The organism is Sinorhizobium sp. 8-89 (genome assembly GCF_030124325.1).
Classification (GTDB): domain Bacteria; phylum Pseudomonadota; class Alphaproteobacteria; order Rhizobiales; family Rhizobiaceae; genus Sinorhizobium.
Genome location: NZ_JASKLR010000002.1, coordinates 151,935 through 169,054, shown reverse-complemented (window position 1 = coordinate 169,054; position 17,120 = coordinate 151,935). Strand labels below are relative to the sequence as shown.

General features: G+C 61.4%; 9 protein-coding genes, 1 tRNA gene and 1 riboswitch. Of the genes, 2 read left to right on the top strand and 8 right to left on the bottom strand.

What is annotated here, in order from left to right; all coding sequences use genetic code 11:
• Positions 1-2: 2 nt before the first annotated feature.
• From gcvP to gcvT, 3 genes are read right to left on the bottom strand one after another with little or no spacing between them, the layout of a single operon-like run.
• Entirely contained in the window at positions 3-2,867 is a 2,865-nt protein-coding gene (gene gcvP / locus QN219_RS05290; protein WP_283998541.1) for an aminomethyl-transferring glycine dehydrogenase, read from the bottom strand.
• Positions 2,867-3,229, bottom strand: a complete 363-nt coding sequence (gcvH, locus tag QN219_RS05285) for a glycine cleavage system protein GcvH (RefSeq protein ID WP_136505500.1) — start codon at positions 3,227-3,229, stop codon at positions 2,867-2,869. Before gcvH ends, gcvP begins: the two co-directional genes overlap by 1 nt.
• Positions 3,230-3,245: 16 nt before the next feature.
• Entirely contained in the window at positions 3,246-4,385 is a 1,140-nt protein-coding gene (gcvT, locus tag QN219_RS05280) for a glycine cleavage system aminomethyltransferase GcvT (protein ID WP_283998538.1), read from the bottom strand.
• A gap of 141 nt (positions 4,386-4,526) precedes the next feature.
• A riboswitch (glycine riboswitch) is annotated at positions 4,527-4,614 on the bottom strand.
• Positions 4,615-4,764: 150 nt separating this feature from the next.
• Here gcvT and QN219_RS05275 point away from each other — a divergent pair.
• Positions 4,765-5,172, top strand: a complete 408-nt coding sequence (locus QN219_RS05275) for a hypothetical protein (protein ID WP_283998537.1) — start codon at positions 4,765-4,767, stop codon at positions 5,170-5,172.
• A gap of 85 nt (positions 5,173-5,257) precedes the next feature.
• The gene (locus QN219_RS05270; protein WP_283998535.1) at positions 5,258-6,226 is read left to right on the top strand and encodes a DUF1775 domain-containing protein; all 969 of its coding nucleotides are present in this window, start codon (positions 5,258-5,260) and stop codon (positions 6,224-6,226) included.
• A 15-nt stretch (positions 6,227-6,241) separates the two neighbouring features.
• Here the strand turns inward: QN219_RS05270 and QN219_RS05265 are convergent, their stop codons facing one another.
• From QN219_RS05265 to uvrA, 5 genes are all read right to left on the bottom strand, one after another.
• Positions 6,242-6,619 carry a hypothetical protein gene (locus QN219_RS05265; protein ID WP_283998533.1) on the bottom strand — a complete coding sequence of 126 codons (378 nt, stop codon included), beginning with the start codon at positions 6,617-6,619 and terminating at the stop codon, positions 6,242-6,244.
• Between the two features lie 1,350 nt (positions 6,620-7,969).
• Positions 7,970-8,045, bottom strand: a tRNA-Ala gene (locus QN219_RS05255).
• 305 nt (positions 8,046-8,350) lie between these two features.
• Positions 8,351-12,148, bottom strand: coding sequence for a vitamin B12-dependent ribonucleotide reductase (locus QN219_RS05250; RefSeq protein WP_283998532.1), 3,798 nt, complete (start codon positions 12,146-12,148; stop codon positions 8,351-8,353).
• 860 nt (positions 12,149-13,008) lie between these two features.
• A complete protein-coding gene (locus tag QN219_RS05245; protein ID WP_283998530.1) occupies positions 13,009-13,812 on the bottom strand; it encodes a DUF72 domain-containing protein in 804 nt (267 codons plus the stop codon).
• A gap of 287 nt (positions 13,813-14,099) precedes the next feature.
• Positions 14,100-17,021, bottom strand: coding sequence for an excinuclease ABC subunit UvrA (gene uvrA / locus QN219_RS05240; RefSeq protein WP_283998919.1), 2,922 nt, complete (start codon positions 17,019-17,021; stop codon positions 14,100-14,102).
• Positions 17,022-17,120 lie beyond the last annotated feature (99 nt).

Below are 17,120 nucleotides of genomic sequence, written 5' to 3'. Positions count from 1 at the left end.
TTTCATTCCGCCGCTTCGGCGTAGCTCTCGATCGGCGGGCAGGTGCAGACGAGGTGGCGGTCGCCATAAACGTTGTCGACGCGGTTGACCGGCGACCAGTACTTGTCGACCCGGAAGGCGCCCGGCGGGAAGCAGGCCTGTTCGCGAGAATAGGGTCTGTCCCAATCGCCGACGAGGTCTTCGACCGTGTGAGGCGCGTTCTTCAGCGGATTGTTGACTTTGTCCATCCGGCCTTCCTCGATGGCGCGGGCTTCCTCGCGGATCGCCAGCATCGCATCGCAGAAGCGGTCGAGTTCCGCTTTGGTTTCCGACTCTGTCGGCTCGATCATCAGCGTGCCGGCGACCGGCCAGCTCATGGTCGGCGCGTGGAAGCCGCAGTCGATCAATCGCTTGGCGACGTCGTCGACCGTAACGCCCGCGCTGTCGGCGAGCGGACGCGTGTCGATGATGCATTCATGCGCAACGCGACCCTTTGCCGACTTGTAGAGCACATCGTAAGCACCCTTCAGTCGCGCGGCGATGTAGTTGGCGTTAAGAATCGCCACCTTGGTCGCTTGGGTCAGGCCTTCGCCACCCATCATCAGGCAGTAGCTCCAGGAGATCGGCAGGATCGAGGCCGAACCGAAAGGAGCCGCCGATACTGCCCCCTCATGCCCGTCCGTTTCCGGATGACCGGGGAGGAAGGGAGCGAGATGCGCCTTTACCCCGATCGGCCCCATGCCCGGGCCGCCGCCCCCGTGCGGAATGCAGAAGGTCTTGTGCAGATTCAGGTGGCTGACGTCCGAGCCGATGTCGCCCGGCCGGGCAAGACCGACCATGGCATTCATGTTGGCGCCGTCCATATAGACTTGGCCGCCATGCTTGTGAACGATCTCGCAGACCTCGCGGACGTTCTCCTCGAACACGCCATGCGTGGACGGGTACGTGATCATGCAGCAGGAGAGATTGTCCGCATATTGCTCGGCTTTGGCGCGGAAATCGTCCATGTCGATTTCGCCGATGTCGCTAACCTTGACGACCACCACCTTCATGCCGGCCATCTGCGCGGACGCAGGATTGGTGCCGTGCGCCGAGGTCGGGATGAGGCAGACGTCGCGATGGCCGTTGCCGTTGGCGATATGATAGGCGCGGATCGTCAAAAGGCCGGCATATTCACCTTGCGCTCCCGAATTCGGCTGCATCGAAATCGCGTCATATCCGGTGACGGCGCAAAGCTTTTGCGACAGATCCTCGATCATGTGGCGATAGCCGAGCGCCTGGTCCGCCGGAGCGAAGGGATGAATTTCGGAAAACTCCGGCCAACTGATCGGCAGCATCTCAGCCGTGGCGTTGAGCTTCATCGTGCAGGAGCCGAGCGGGATCATCGCCCGGTCGAGCGCGAGGTCCCGGTCCGCGAGGCGGCGGATGTAGCGCGTCATCTCGCTTTCGGCGCGGTTCATGTGGAAGATCGGATGGGTGAGATACTCGCTGGTGCGCAGCAGCGGCTGCGGCAGGCGATAGCCCGGCTCGAACTCTTCCACCTTGAAATCGCCGCCGAAGGCACGCCAGACGGCCTCAAGCGTCACGGGCCGCGAGCGTTCGTCGAGGCTTATCCCGATCTTCGTGTTGCCAATCTTGCGAAGGTTCACTTCCTCGGCGACCGCCGTCTTCAGGATGATGCCCTGCAGCTTTCCGACCTCGACGGTGATCGTGTCGAAGAAGACATCCGGCTCGACGGTGTAGCCAAGCTTTTCCAGTCCCATCGCGAGACGCACCGTCTTCTGGTGGACGCTCTGCGCAATCGCCTTGATGCCCTTCGGGCCGTGGAAGACGGCATACATCGACGCCATCACCGCAAGCAGTACCTGCGCCGTGCAAATGTTGGACGTCGCCTTTTCGCGGCGAATGTGCTGTTCGCGCGTCTGCAGCGACAGACGGTAGGCGCGGTTGCCGCGCGAATCGATCGAAACGCCAACGAGGCGGCCGGGCATAGAACGCTTGTAGGCGTCCTTGACGGCCATATAGGCCGCGTGCGGACCGCCATAGCCGACAGGGACGCCGAAACGCTGCGTCGAGCCGACAGCGATATCGGCGCCCATTTCGCCGGGGGACTTTAGCAACGCCAGCGCCAACGGATCGGCGGCAACAGCTGCGATCGCGCCTTGCTCGTGCAGCTTGGAGATCAGCGCCGTGAAATCGCGGACGTGACCGTAGGTGCCCGGATACTGGAAGATCGCGCCAAAGACATTGGCAACATCGAGATCTGCGAAGGGGTCGCCTACGACCACTTGCCAGCCGAGCGGTGCGGCGCGGGTCTTCAGAAGGGCGATCGTCTGGGGATGGCAATTCTCGTCGACGAAAAAAGTTTTTGCCTTGGACTTCGCGACGCGCTCGGCCATCGCCATGGCTTCGGCGGCGGCCGTCGCCTCGTCGAGCAGCGAAGCGTTCGCGACATCGAGGCCCGTCAGATCGCAGACCATCGTCTGATAGTTGAGCAGGGCCTCGAGCCGGCCTTGGCTGATCTCGGGCTGATAAGGCGTATAGGCCGTGTACCAGGCCGGGTTTTCCAAAATGTTGCGCTGGATGACCGGCGGCGTAATCGTGCCGTAATAGCCCTGGCCGATCAGCGAGACCAGTTTCTGGTTGCGGTTCGCCGTTTCGCGCAGCTTGTCGAGCGCCTCGCGTTCGGTCATCGGCGTGCCCCAGACGAGCGGCGTCTTTTGCCGGATCGCCGGGGGAACCGTATCGTCGATGAGGGCGTCAAGGCTCGGATAGCCGACGACCTTCAGCATCTCTTCCATTTCCGCGGGCGAGGGGCCGATGTGACGCCGATTGGCGAAATCGTAAGGCTTGTAGTCGGTAAAGGTGAAGTCTTTCGGCATGCTCATCAGGCGACGAGCTCCTTGTAGGCCGCTTCATCGAGAAGGGCGTTGGCCGCACTCGGATCGGCGAGTTTCAGCTTGAAGAACCACGCCGCACCCTGCGGATCGCTATTGACGAGCGACGGGTCGTCGACGATCGCCTGGTTGACCTCGATGATCTCCCCGTCGAGCGGACAATAAACGTCGGAGGCCGCCTTCACGGATTCGACCGTCGCAGCCGAATCGCCTTTGGCGAAGGAGGCGCCCGCTTCCGGCAGTTCCACGAAGACGAGATCGCCGAGCTGACCGGCGGCATGCTCGGTGATGCCGACGGTCGCGACGTCACCTTCGATCTTCAGCCATTCGTGTTCTTCCGTAAATTTCAGCATTAGCGCGCTCTCCTGATCAGCGTTTGTAGGTTTGTTTGACAAAGGGCAGGGCGGCGACGGCAAGCGGCAGATATTTGCCCCGCACCTCCGCAAATAGTTTCGTGCCGTTGCCGGCGTGGGCCGCATCGACGTAACCCATCGCAATTGGGCCATCGACGCTGGGGCCGAACCCGCCGGAGGTGACGGTACCCACCGTCATATTGCCCTCGGCATCCGCAAAAACCTTGGCCCCGCCGCGAACGGGTGCGCGACCTTCGGGCTTCAACCCGACGCGGCGGCGCTTGGCTCCGTTGGCAAATTCAGCTAGGATGCGCTCAGCGCCGGGGAAACCACCGGCGCGATCACCGCCCGCGCGGCGGCTCTTCTGAATCGCCCATTCGAGCGCCGCCTCCACCGGCGTCGTGCCAGTGTCGATGTCGTTGCCGTAAAGGCAAAGGCCCGCCTCGAGGCGAAGCGAATCGCGGGCACCGAGGCCGATCGGCATGACGTCCGGATGTTCGAGCAGTCGCTGCGTCACATCGACGGCCGAGTCGACGGGAATGGAGATTTCAAAACCGTCCTCGCCGGTGTAGCCGGAGCGGGAGATGATGCAGGCCACGTCGTGTAGATCGGCTTCCGCCACGTCCATGAAACGCATGGCGGCGACATCGGCCCAGAGCTCGCAGAGCACGGCTTCCGCGCGCGGCCCCTGCAGTGCTACAAGCGCGCGATCATCGAGCATTGTGACGTCGCAGGTATCGCCGAGCCCCTTCTTCAGATGGTCGAAATCCGCATCCTTGCAGGCGGCGTTGACAATGAGAAAGAGATGGTCGCCGCGATTGGTTATCATCAGATCATCGAGAATGCCGCCTTCATTGTTTGTGAAAAGGCCATAGCGTTGGCGGCCCTCTGCCAGGCCGAGGACATCGACTGGCACCAGTTTTTCGAGCGCCAGCGCCGCGTCCTCGATACGGCCGGATTTCGGCCGCACGATGATCTGGCCCATGTGCGACACATCGAAGAGGCCCGCTGCCGCACGGGTGTGCAGGTGTTCCTTGAGCACGCCTTCCAGATATTGCACCGGCATGTCGTAGCCGGCAAAGGGCACCATGCGCGCACCGAGCGAAAGGTGCAACGCGTGCAGCGGCGTGTGCTTCAAATGGGAGATCTCTTCCAAATCCGGCCTCCAGGTCTGGCGCATCTCGCGCCGGCTCACACTACCGGCGTCGAACGCCGACAATTTTGAGCCCCCTCTGTCCCTTTGCCTGAGATTGTTATCCCTTCGGCGAGCGTAAACGCTTCTCTCCAGAGTCCTACCGGCACCTTGCTGGTCCTTTGGCCTGAGAGTTTCCGGGGCGGTTGCTCCTTCGGCACCGGACTAAACCGGCTTCTCCCAACAAGATCGTTCCCAGATAACGGCGAAGCCCGGATTTTGGCAAGAGCCTATGTCGCGACCAAACACATTTTTGTCGCCGTGGCTTCATCATTGGCGATAGCGACCTGCGGCAATTCGGCCTTTGCAATTCCTCCCGGTTGGGGGTAACCAAGAGGGGACTATGGCAAGGCGCGTGGATAAATGGCGGATTGCGGTGCGGGTGCTCGCCGCCTTTGCGCTCGTTTTCCTGTCTTTCGCCCACAAGCCGGCTCTCTCCAAAGCACCAAACCCGGCGGTTGCCGTCGACTATCTGCTGCCCGACGGCACATTCGCGGATATCTGCTTCGGCGCGGAAGGCGTCGATCATGATACCGGACAGGACAGCTCGTCCGGGATCGCGCCCATTTGCGAAGCCTGCAGGCTGGCCGGATCGGTGCTGTTGCCGGCGCCGCCCGAACAAGGCGCGCCCGCCGAAAACGGCAACTGGTTTGCCAAGGCGCCTATCCGCAAGGCCGAAGTGGCGCTTACTCCCCTGCGGCTGCTGCCGCCGTCACGCGGGCCCCCAACATCCGTCGTAACCTTCTCCTGACGCATTCCATTTTTCATTCGGCCGCCGAGGCGGCATTGACCACGAAGGCCCGAGGTTAGAGGCCGCGTGGTTTGGAGATTACGACATGACCAAGACCAAATTCATCCTGCTTGCCGCCAGCCTCTCGCTTGCCGCCGCAGGCATGGCGCATGCGCACGCTACCTTCGAAAACAACCGTGCGCCCGTCGAAACGACCTTCAAGGCTGTTCTCCAGGTCCCGCACGGCTGCGACGGCAAGGCGACGACGGAAGTGCAAGTGAAGCTGCCGGAAGGCTTTGTCTTCGCCAAACCGCAACCGAAGCCCGGCTGGGAACTGGAAATCGTCAAGGGCGACTACCAGAAGACCTATGACAATCACGGAACCGAGGTTTCGTCCGGACCGGTGGAAATTCGTTGGAAGGGCGGCAATCTGCCCGACGAGTTCTACGACACCTTCACCGTCCGGGGCAAACTGTCCGGCTTCGACAAGGAGACGGTTCTCGCCTTTCCGACAACGCAGCTTTGCGGCACCGAGGGCAAAGTGGTTTGGGATCAGGTGGCGGCCGAAGGTCAGAACGCTCATGAACTCAAGAGCCCGGCGCCGACCATAACCGTGACGCTCGCAGGCGGCCAACATGCCCACGGTGGGCATGGCAAGCATCAGATGGCCGGCGGTCCGATCGAGTCCGGTGACCTCGAAATCTCCGGCGGCGCCGTCAAGGCGATGCTGCCCGGCGCAAAGGTCGGCGGTGGCGGCCTTGTCGTCAAGAACACCGGCAGCTCCGACGATCGGCTCGTCGCGGTCGAAAGTCCGGCCGCGGGGCGGGTCGAGCTGCACGAAATGACGATGGAAAACGAGGTCATGAAGATGCGCAAGCTCGAGGACGGCATCGCCATTCCGGCCGGAGCGACGGTCGAACTCACAAGCGGCAGCCTGCACCTGATGTTCATGGAGGTGAAGAAGCCGTTTGCCGAGGGCGACACTGTTCCGGTGACGCTCACCTTCGAAAAGGCGGGCAAGGTCGACTACGTGCTGCCGGTCGGCGCTGCCACGGGCCGCCACAAGCACAAATAGGATCCGGCTCGACCGTCAAGCGCGCTGAATGAACTGATCGAGGATGGCGGCGATCTCATCGCCGCTTTCCTTTTCGTCGCCGGCGGGTTCGTCCTGCCGGCTTCCCCGTTTACCGTCGCGCTCTTCGCTCTGCCTGTATTCGAGATAGCAGCGCAGCGCTTCGGCCTGTGTCTGCTGCGGCGGTCGGCCGCCGGCGCTGATCAGCATCAGGCCGAGAGGCAGGGCGCCCTTCACCTTCGCGACCAGTTCCGGCGCGCTCTGTTCCTGCCGACGCGCCGAAAGCAACGTGATCACCTCGTCGGTCGGGCCGTCACCGCGCACGCGAGCGGAAGGCTTGACGGCTTCCGCCGCGTAGGCCGCCGTTGTCGCGGAGATGGTAACGACCTGGGTCAAGATGTTCCGCCTCGCCAGCGCTCAATGCGCCCTTTCCTTCAGACCTCAACGATCCTTCTTCTGTGCCAGATTTCGCTTGCGAGCCGGTGAAATCGGGCGGGGGAATTTTACGCAAATCGTAACGTTTGCGGCTTTCGGCGCGGCTCGCGAAAAAATCACGTGACGCCACATGCGCGAGAACATGTCGAAGAACCGGCTGGCGATCCTGCCCGGTCTCACGCACTACGGCATCTTCGTGTCACCTAACCTCTTGGGCCCTGTCCTTCCTCGACGGCGAGAGCAGCTCAAAGAAGGAGGCGGAAGAGGCCGAGGGAAAGCAGGCGACCACATCCAGGCCGCCCGCTGCGATGTGCTGCCTCGTTCGGGAGCAAATCTTTTTCTATACCTTCGGTTGAGCAACATAGTACAATCACAGTCGCAATAAAAAAGGGGGACGCCAGATCCTGCGCAAATGCAAGAGCATCGGGGGACGTCACTCAGCAGGAAAGGACGAAGGGTCAATGCGCGTGATCGTGTTATTGCTAGCGCTCTCTGTACTGTGCGCGTGCTCGCAAACCGGAAGGTCCACCACCATCGACCGGTACGAACGCGGGGAGGGGGACTATTATCCGGGAATCGTTCCGCCGACTCCATTCTAGAAATATTTCCCGAACCCTAGGGAAAGTAGAGTGGCCGCAGGAAGGCTCATGAGCGGTCTTCCTGCGCCGCTTTGCTGCGTCGATTGAATGGACGTGCACGCTCACTCCTGCCGCACGAGAGGATGCCTGCAGACGGTGGAGCGATACGTCTCCCACCACCGTTATGGCTGCGCCGGTCGCTGAGCATGTGAAAGAATGGCTCGTGGTCACCGGCAGGGAATTGATCCCGCGCCAAGGCCGGAATATCAATGATCGTCAATCCGTTAGCAAAGGTACGAGGCCTATGCGCAAGATCCTGTTGTTGCTCGCAGTCGTGACTCTCGCGGCGTGCACGAAGACCGTCCACGTCGGAGGCGAAGGGGAGTATTACCAGGGTATCGTCCCGCCGCGCTAATTGCAGGAGGCCTCCTCTAACCGGCACCTGCCGTTGAAGGCGACTGGTCCGGGCGCTCGAAGCACATACTCCTCGTAATTAGATCAATAGAGATTGCGGATCGCGAGCAACTCCGATGGTCGGATTTTGCGCGTCAGCATTCTTGCGTCCTTTTCCAAGGAAAGCGGCAATTGACGGCACGGCCCGTCAGCCGCCGGGCCGGTCCCTGCGTCATCCTTCCGCCAGAACCTCGCCGAGATAGCCGCGCGCCTTGGCACGAGGTCGTCACCTATGTCTTAGGTACGTCCCCTATGTCTTCGGGCTGGACAATGAAAGCCTTGGTGGAGTCGAAGGGAGTCGAACCCTCGACCTCCGCAGTGCGATTGCGGCGCTCTCCCAACTGAGCTACGACCCCAGCATTTCAAGTGTATAAGAGAATTCGGCGGGACGCGCCAGTGTCTTCGTGACCGCACGTCAAGGCATTAAATCTGAACGGACGACCGTGTTCTGGAAGTGGTGGTCATTAGGTCATGACCACATCGCCAATCGATTTTCCGGACGACGGTCGCCAGTTCCGGATTGATTCTGCTTGTATCCTCGCGCCCGTCCTCTGTGATGACAATCCCGTTGTTCTTCTGCAAAGCATTCCGGGCGCCGAAGCGCCCGGAAGGGATCGTTTTTGCCTCGGCGGGCGGCGACTTGATTGAGGCGCTACTCGCCTCAGCTGCACCCGCTCGTTGCACCGCATGTGTCGCACTTCTCGCAGGTGCCGTTACGGACCATCGTGAAGTTCTGGCACTCGGAGCACATGTTGCCGGTATAGCCCTGCATGATCGAGCGGGCGCGGCGTTCCGCCTCGACTTTCTTGGCATCGGCCTTGGCGGATGCGGCTTCCGCGGCGGCCTTGTCGGAGAAGAGGGCAGTTACCTCCTGTTCGACTTCTTCGGCAATCTCCTCGGCGAGTTCCGCGGCGCGCTCTTCATAGTCGCGCTTGAAGGCCAGGACTTCCGATGTAGCAGCCGCTACCGCCGGTTCCAGCTTGCGGACGGCGTTGCCGGCGATCGAGGTGACCGTGGCGCCGCCGGAGGCGCGCGCCGGTGCGGCGGTCGAGGCACCCTTAGGCTCGGAGAGCTGGCGATCGGCCGTGCCGCCGACGATGGTCGGCTTGTAGCCGCGGGTCCAACCGGTCGAGACGAGGTTGGTCTTGCCTTCCTGGATGCCGCGGCCGAGCGCGGTGTTGCCGAAGTCGGACGTGTCGACATGAGCAAGATCGTGGCGGCCGAGATAGGAGACGGCAAGTTCACGGAACACGTAGTCGAGGATCGACGTCGCGTTCTTGATCGCGTCATTGCCCTGAACCATGCCAGCCGGCTCAAACTTGGTGAAGGTGAAGGCCTCCACATATTCTTCGAGCGGCACGCCATATTGCAGGCCGAGCGAGATGGCGATGGCGAAGTTGTTCATCATCGCGCGGAAGGCGGCGCCTTCCTTATGCATGTCGATGAAGATCTCGCCCAAGCGGCCGTCGCCGAATTCGCCGGTGCGCAGATAGACCTTGTGGCCGCCGACGATCGCCTTCTGGGTATAGCCCTGGCGGCGGTTCGGCAGTTTTTCACGGGCGCGGATGACTTTCTCGATGACGCGCTCGACGATCTTCTCGGTGACGGCGACTGCCTGGGCAGCGGCCGGCGCCTGCATCAGCTCTTCGATCGCTTCCTCTTCCTCGTCGTCCTCGATCAGCGAGGCGTTAAGCGGCTGCGACAGCTTGGAACCGTCGCGGTAAAGCGCATTCGCCTTCAGCGCGAGCTTCCAGGAGAGCATGTAGGCGTTCTTGCAATCCTCGACGGTCGCTTCGTTCGGCATGTTGATCGTCTTGGAGATCGCACCCGAGATAAAGGGCTGGGCGGCCGCCATCATGCGGATATGGCTTTCGACCGAGAGGTAGCGCTTGCCGATCTTGCCGCATGGGTTGGCGCAATCGAACACCGGCAGGTGCTCGGCCTTGAGGAACGGCGCGCCTTCCAGCGTCATCGCGCCGCAGACATGGATATTGGCGGCTTCGATATCCTTCCTAGAGAAACCCAGGTGCTCAAGCAGGTTGAAGTCGATGGAGGCAAGCTGCTCATCGGTGACTTTCAGCGTGCCCTTGAGGAAATCGGCGCCGAGCGTCCACTGGTTGAAGACGAACTTGATGTCGAAGGCGGCCTTCAGCGCAGCGTTGACGGCCTCGATTTTCTCATCGGTGAAGCCCTTGGCCTTGAGCGTCGTCGGGTTGATTGCCGGCGCCTGGTTGAGGTTGCCATGGCCGACGGCATAGGTCTCGATCTCGGCGATCTGGCTTTCCGAGTAGCCGAGCGTGCGCAGCGCTTCCGGCACGGCTCGGTTGATGATCTTGAAGTAGCCGCCGCCGGCGAGCTTCTTGAACTTGACCAGTGCGAAATCGGGTTCGATGCCGGTGGTGTCACAATCCATGACGAGGCCGATCGTGCCGGTCGGCGCGATCACAGTTGCCTGGGCATTGCGATAGCCGTGCTTCTCGCCGAGCTCGACGGCCTTGTCCCAAGCGCTCTTGGCGTGTGCGATCAGCTCCTGGTCAGGGCAATCACCGTGGACGAGCGCCACCGGATTGACCGACAGGCTCTCATAGCCCGTGGTCTCGCCATAGGCCGCGCGGCGGTGGTTGCGCATGACGCGCAGCATGTTGTCGCGGTTCGGTGCGAAGCCCGGAAAGGGGCCTAGCTTGGCCGAGATCTCGGCCGAAGTGGCATAGGCGATGCCGGTCATGATGGCGGTCAGGGCACCGGCGATGGCGCGACCTTCGGCCGAGTCGTAGGGAATGCCGGACGACATCAGAAGGCCGCCGATATTGGCGTAGCCGAGGCCGAGCGTGCGGTACTCGTAGGAGAGTTCGGCGATCTCGCGGGACGGGAACTGCGCCATCATCACCGAGACTTCGAGCACGATCGTCCAGAGGCGGACGGCATGCTCGTAGTCGCCGATGTTGATCCGCTTGGTGGCGGCATCCTTGAACTGCATCAGGTTCAGCGAGGCGAGATTGCAGGCCGTGTCGTCAAGGAACATGTATTCCGAGCACGGGTTCGACGCGCGGATCGGGCCGGCCGCCGGGCAGGTGTGCCAGTCGTTCATCGTCGTATTGAAGTGCAGGCCCGGATCGGCCGACGCCCAGGCAGCGTAGGAGATCGATTCCCAGAGGTCGCGGGCTTTCAACGTCTTCAGGATGCGGCCGTCCTTGCGGGCGGTGAGATTCCATTCGCCATCGGCCTCGACGGCGCGCAGGAAGTCGTCCTTGATCGAAACGGAGTTATTGGAGTTCTGGCCGGAGACGGTCAGATAGGCTTCCGAATCCCAGTCCGTGTCATAGGTCTTGAACTCGATGTCCTTGTAGCCCTGGCGCGCGAACTGGATGACGCGCTTGACGTAGTTTTCCGGCACCAGCGCCTGCTTGGCGGCGCGGATCTCGCGCTTCAGCGCCGGGTTCTGCTTCGGGTCGAAGCAGGCGTCGTCGCTGCCGTCGCAGTTGACGCAAGCCTTCATGATCGCCTTCAGGTGCTTCGCGACGATCTTGGAGCCGGTGACGAGGGCGGCGACCTTCTGCTCTTCCTTGACCTTCCAGTTGATGTATTCCTCGATATCCGGATGGTCGATGTCGACGACGACCATCTTGGCGGCGCGCCGCGTCGTGCCGCCCGACTTGATGGCGCCGGCGGCACGGTCGCCGATCTTCAGGAAGCTCATGAGGCCGGAGGACTTGCCGCCGCCCGAAAGCCTTTCACCTTCACCGCGCAGATGAGAGAAGTTGGAACCGGTGCCGGAGCCGTATTTGAAAAGGCGCGCCTCGCGCACCCAAAGGTCCATGATGCCGCCCTCGTTGACGAGGTCGTCAGCAACCGACTGAATGAAGCAGGCATGCGGCTGCGGGTGCTCGTAAGCGGATTTCGACTTCGTCAGCTTGCCGGTGAAGGGATCGACATAGAAGTGGCCCTGGCCGGGGCCGTCGATGCCGTAGGCCCAGTGCAGGCCGGTGTTGAACCATTGCGGGGAGTTCGGTGCGACACGCTGGGTGGCGAGCATATAGGCAAGCTCGTCGCAGAAAGCGGCTGCGTCCTCTTCCGTATCAAAATAGCCGCCCTTCCAGCCCCAATAGGTCCAGGTGCCGGCCAGGCGATCGAAAACCTGGCGCGCATCGGTTTCGGAGCCGTACTGCTCATCCTTCGGCAGCGCCTTCAGCGCATCCGTGTCGGGCACCGAGCGCCACAGGAAGGAAGGCACGTTGTTTTCCTCGACCCGCTTCAGCTTGGCCGGCACGCCCGCCTTGCGGAAGTACTTCTGCGCCAGGATGTCGGCGGCGACCTGAGAGAACTGCGCGGGAACGTCGATGTTCTCAAGACGGAAGACGATCGACCCATCCGGGTTCTTGATCTCACTCGTCGCCTTGCGGAAATCGATCTCGGCATAGGCGGATTGCCCGGCCTTCGTGAAACGACGTTCGATCTGCATTGTCCCGTGTCCTTTGTTGCCATGCGCCAAGGCGCAATTAACCCGCCTGGCCGCGAGGTGTCCGCAGCCAGCTCCAGCTTCCGTCTTTGAAGGAAACCCATGCCCTGGGTCACCCTGTATCTTGTGATGATGCTGGCTGCAAACACTAAATATAGTATTAACAAGTCATTTATGCCAGCCTGAATATTGTCCCGGCGGCCCGAAAATCGCGCAAAAATTCCCTGCCGCGATCACACGAGGTCACGCCCGTGGGTCGCATGCCAGAACCGACGATTTGGGGGGATGAACCGGCCGCTTAACTTCCCGGTCCGCCGCCGTCGCAACGTGAAATCCATTAACCGTGAATCGGCTCAGGGCGTCAAGGGGTGGTTTGTGACGGAAGTTTGAGCGCTATATGTTGTGTGGATCGACTGTGGAAAACGGGGACATCGATCAAGCCGTTGAAAATCAGGGACTTCCGCTGGTTGCCTGCGACAATGCCGTAGCGGCAGACGGAAAATCAAAATTTTCAAGGATGAAAAAGCAGATGAGGGACATACCGTAGCGCTACCCGCGATTGCAAAAGCGGCGTGGATGTGACGCGCACTCGGTGATTCGGTCCCGCAATGACATTGAAGGCGGCGGCTCCGTTTCGGTTTTGGACGCCGCCGCAACATCTGGTATTGCCCTACAGCGCCGAGTGGCCTTTCAGACGCACAGATATCAATGCAGCAGATATCAATGCAGCAGATATCAATGCAGCAGCAATCATGGCCGCAACGAATCAACCAATGCCGGGCTCTCTTCGGCGCCACTGCGGCTAGTCATTTGAAACTAGGCAATTCCGTACGGAAAACGTTGCACACTTTCCTGGAATTGCTTTACCCCACGCGCTTCTGCAGTTCTCTGGCGCCGTTCGGCGCGTTGACCTTGCCCGAGGTGATGAAGAAGGCAAAAACGTCGCGGGGCTTCTTCTCTGCCTTGCGATCCGGCGCGCTCTTTTCGAGTCCTTCCGGCTCACCGCCCGCCGCAAAGGTCTTCAGCCGCTCAGCCCATAGATCCAGCCCCTCGGGCGGATAGCAGGTCTTTACGTCATCACTGCCTTTCTGCAGCCTTGCATAGACGAAGTCTGCGGTGACGTCGGCGACCATCGGATAGTCCGCATGTTCGGCGAGCACGACCGCCACCTTGTATTTGTTCAGCAGCTCGATGAAATCGGGTGCCTGGAACGACGGGTTGCGAACCTCGACCACATGACGAAGTCTCAGGCCGTCCTGCTTTTCCGGGAGGAGCTTCAGAAAGCCTTCAAAATCATCCGGCTCGAATTTCTTGGTTGGCGCGAACTGCCAGAGAATGGGGCCGAGGTGATCGCCCAGTTCCGTCAGTCCCTGGGTCAGGAATCTCTCCATCGATTCACCGGCTTCGGCAAGAACCTTGCGATTCGTCACGAATCGGCTGGCCTTCAGCGAGAAGATAAAATCGTCCGGAACGTCGGCCGCCCAACGGGCAAAGGTCTCCGGCTTCTGTGAACTGTAATAGGTGCCGTTGATCTCGATCGTGCGCAACTCCTTGCCGGCGAATTCGAGCTGCCGCTTCTTCGGAAGATCGGAAGGATAGAACGTGCCCTCCCAGGGCTCGAAGGTCCAGCCGCCGATGCCGACGCGGATTTTACCGGATTGTGTCATCGTCTCCTCCTCAAGGCCCTTTCGGGCGATTTATCTCGCTTGCCGCCAAGCCGCTCGACGACTCCGCGCAATCAGCGTCGCCGGTCCCGGTCAGCACGACCACCCGTTTCCGGGCGAACATGGGTCCTAAAGGAGCGTCGCGTTCCGCGCTCTACAGCGCCGTGCGTCCGTCGGGACGCACAAAGGTCGCTGTAGCACTTTGAATTGCCGCAGCTATCCTTAAATCGGGTACGATTTAAGGATAGATGCAGCAGGCAACTGTCCGAGATGCGGATCGCCGCGAACGGTCACTCCGCCGCCTCGACCTTCTTCACCGACCGGCGCTCCAGCAGCTCTTTCAGGAATTGCCCAGTGTAGGAGCGGGGCTCCTTCACAACCTCTTCCGGCGTGCCCTTGGCGATCACTTCGCCGCCGCCGTCGCCGCCTTCGGGACCGAAGTCGATGATCCAGTCCGCAGTCTTGATGACTTCGAGATTATGCTCGATGACCACCACCGAGTTTCCCTGGTTGACGAGCTCATGCAGAACTTCAAGAAGTTTGGCTACATCGTGGAAATGCAAGCCCGTTGTCGGCTCGTCGAGGATGTAGAGCGTGCGGCCGGTCGAGCGTTTGGACAGTTCCTTGGCAAGCTTCACCCGCTGCGCCTCGCCGCCCGAAAGCGTGTTCGCCTGCTGGCCGACCTTGATATAGCCTAGCCCCACTTGGTTCAGCGTCACGAGCTTGTCGCGCACGGAAGGCACAGCCGAAAAGAATTCGACGCCTTCCTCCACCGTCATGTCGAGCACGTCGGCAATCGACTTGCCCTTGAAATGCACGTCGAGCGTTTCGCGGTTGTAACGTTTGCCGTGGCAGACGTCGCAGGTGACATAGACGTCCGGCAGGAAGTGCATCTCGATCTTGATGACGCCATCGCCTTGACATGCTTCGCAGCGGCCGCCTTTGACGTTGAAGGAGAAGCGCCCCGGCTGGTAGCCACGGGCCTTCGCCTCCGGAAGCCCAGCGAACCAGTCGCGAATCGGCGTAAAGGCGCCGGTATAGGTCGCCGGGTTCGACCGCGGCGTGCGGCCGATCGGCGACTGGTCGATGTCGATCACCTTGTCGATGTGCTCGAAACCGTCGATCCGATCATGTTCTGCCGGATTTTCGCGCGCGCCCATGATGCGGCGTGCGGCCGCCTTGTAGAGCGTTTCGATGAGGAAAGTCGACTTGCCGCCGCCCGAAACGCCGGTAACGGCGGTGAAGACACCAAGCGGGATCGAGGCCGTCACATCCTTCAGATTGTTGGCTCGCGCCCCCACGACCGTGATTTCCTTTTTCTTTTTCGGTTTGCGTCGCTCGCTCGGCACGGCCACCGCGAGTTCGCCGGAGAGGTACTTTCCGGTGAGCGACTTCGGATTTGCCATGATGTCGGACGGCGTGCCTTCCGCGACGATCTCGCCGCCGTGGATGCCGGCCGCCGGGCCGATATCGACGACGTAGTCCGCGGTCAGGATCGCGTCTTCGTCATGCTCCACGACGATGACCGTGTTGCCGATGTCACGCAGATGCCGGAGCGTGTCGAGAAGGCGGGCATTATCCCGCTGATGCAGGCCGATCGAAGGCTCGTCCAGTACGTAGAGCACGCCAGTCAGCCCCGAGCCGATCTGCGAAGCCAGCCGGATACGCTGGCTCTCGCCGCCGGAAAGGGTGCCGGAATTGCGCGAGAGGCTGAGATATTCAAGCCCGACGTCGTTGAGGAAGCGGAGCCGTTCGCGGATCTCCTTGAGGATGCGCACGGCAATCTCGTTCTGCTTCGCGTTAAGGTGCTCGGGCAAGGTCTCGAACCAGTCGCGGGCGAGGCGGATCGACATGTCCGTGACTTCGCCGATGTGCAGCTTGTTGATCTTGACCGCAAGCGCCTCCGGCTTCAGCCGATAACCGGCGCATGCCGGGCAGGGGGCGGCCGACATGAAACGCTCGATCTCCTCGCGCGCCCAGGCGCTGTCCGTCTCCTTCCAGCGGCGCTCGAGATTGGGCACGATGCCTTCGAAGGTCTTCGTGGTGTTGTAGGAACGCGCGCCGTCTACATAATGGAAGACGATCTTCTCCTCCGTGCCGTGCAGGATGGCCCGCTGCGCTTCCTCGGAGAGCTCGTTCCAGCGGCTGCCGAGCTTGAAATCGAAGACCTTCCCCAACGCCTCCAGCGTTTGATTGTAATAAGGCGAAGACGATTTCGCCCACGGCGCGATCGCACCATCTCGCAAGGTCCGGTTCGGTTCCGGGACGATCAACGCTTCGTCGATCTTCTGCTGGCTGCCAAGCCCGTCGCAAGTCGGGCAGGCGCCGAAGGGATTGTTGAAGGAAAAGAGCCGCGGCTCGATCTCCGGAATCGTGAACCCGGAGACTGGGCAAGCGAATTTCTCCGAGAACAGCACTCGCTCGTGCGTCTCGTTCAACGACTTGTTTGCGGAACCGCCGGCGGCAGTTTCCTGCGGCGGCAGCGGCTTGTCGGCGAATTCGGCGATCGCCAGGCCATCGGCGAGCGTCAGGCAGGTCTCGAGGCTGTCGGCGAGACGTGTGGAGAGATCGGGCCGCACCACGACGCGGTCGACGACGACGTCGATGTCGTGCTTGTATTTCTTGTCGAGCGCGGGCACGTCGGCAATTTCATAGAACTGGCCATCGACCTTGACGCGCTGGAAGCCCTTCTTCATCAGCTCGGCGAGTTCCTTCTTGTACTCGCCCTTGCGGCCGCGCACGAGCGGCGCGAGGATGTAGAGCCGCGTTCCCTCGCCGAATTCCAGCACGCGATCGACCATCTGGCTAACCGTCTGGCTTTCGATCGGCAGGCCGGTCGCCGGCGAATAGGGCACGCCGACGCGCGCGAAGAGAAGGCGCATATAGTCATAGATCTCGGTAACCGTGCCGACCGTCGAGCGGGGGTTGCGCGAGGTCGTCTTCTGCTCGATCGAGATCGCCGGAGACAGGCCGTCGATCTGGTCGACGTCCGGCTTCTGCATCATTTCAAGGAACTGGCGTGCGTAGGCCGAAAGGCTCTCGACATAGCGGCGCTGACCCTCCGCATATATTGTATCGAATGCGAGCGAGGATTTGCCGGATCCGGAAAGCCCGGTCATCACGATCAGCTTATTGCGCGGCAGATCAAGGTCGATACCCTTGAGATTGTGCTCGCGCGCACCACGAATGGAGATGGTCTTGAGTTCGCTCATCGGAAGCCAGCTTTGCATGTCGTTGAAAGCCTCCTATTTAATGACGACGACGCCCGTGTCGAGGCGCAATCGGCAAAGAGGCGGCTCAATTGCGATTCG

What these genes read in the sequence shown, in the direction of transcription:
- gcvH (WP_136505500.1), bottom strand. Translation starts at nt 3,229, where the DNA reads ATGCTGAAATTTACGGAAGAACACGAATGGCTGAAGATCGAAGGTGAC.
- uvrA (WP_283998919.1), bottom strand. Translation starts at nt 17,021, where the DNA reads ATGAGCGAACTCAAGACCATCTCCATTCGTGGTGCGCGCGAGCACAAT.
- QN219_RS05250 (WP_283998532.1), bottom strand. Translation starts at nt 12,148, where the DNA reads ATGCAGATCGAACGTCGTTTCACGAAGGCCGGGCAATCCGCCTATGCC.
- QN219_RS05275 (WP_283998537.1), top strand. Translation starts at nt 4,765, where the DNA reads ATGGCAAGGCGCGTGGATAAATGGCGGATTGCGGTGCGGGTGCTCGCC.
- gcvP (WP_283998541.1), bottom strand. Translation starts at nt 2,867, where the DNA reads ATGAGCATGCCGAAAGACTTCACCTTTACCGACTACAAGCCTTACGAT.
- QN219_RS05245 (WP_283998530.1), bottom strand. Translation starts at nt 13,812, where the DNA reads ATGACACAATCCGGTAAAATCCGCGTCGGCATCGGCGGCTGGACCTTC.
- QN219_RS05270 (WP_283998535.1), top strand. Translation starts at nt 5,258, where the DNA reads ATGACCAAGACCAAATTCATCCTGCTTGCCGCCAGCCTCTCGCTTGCC.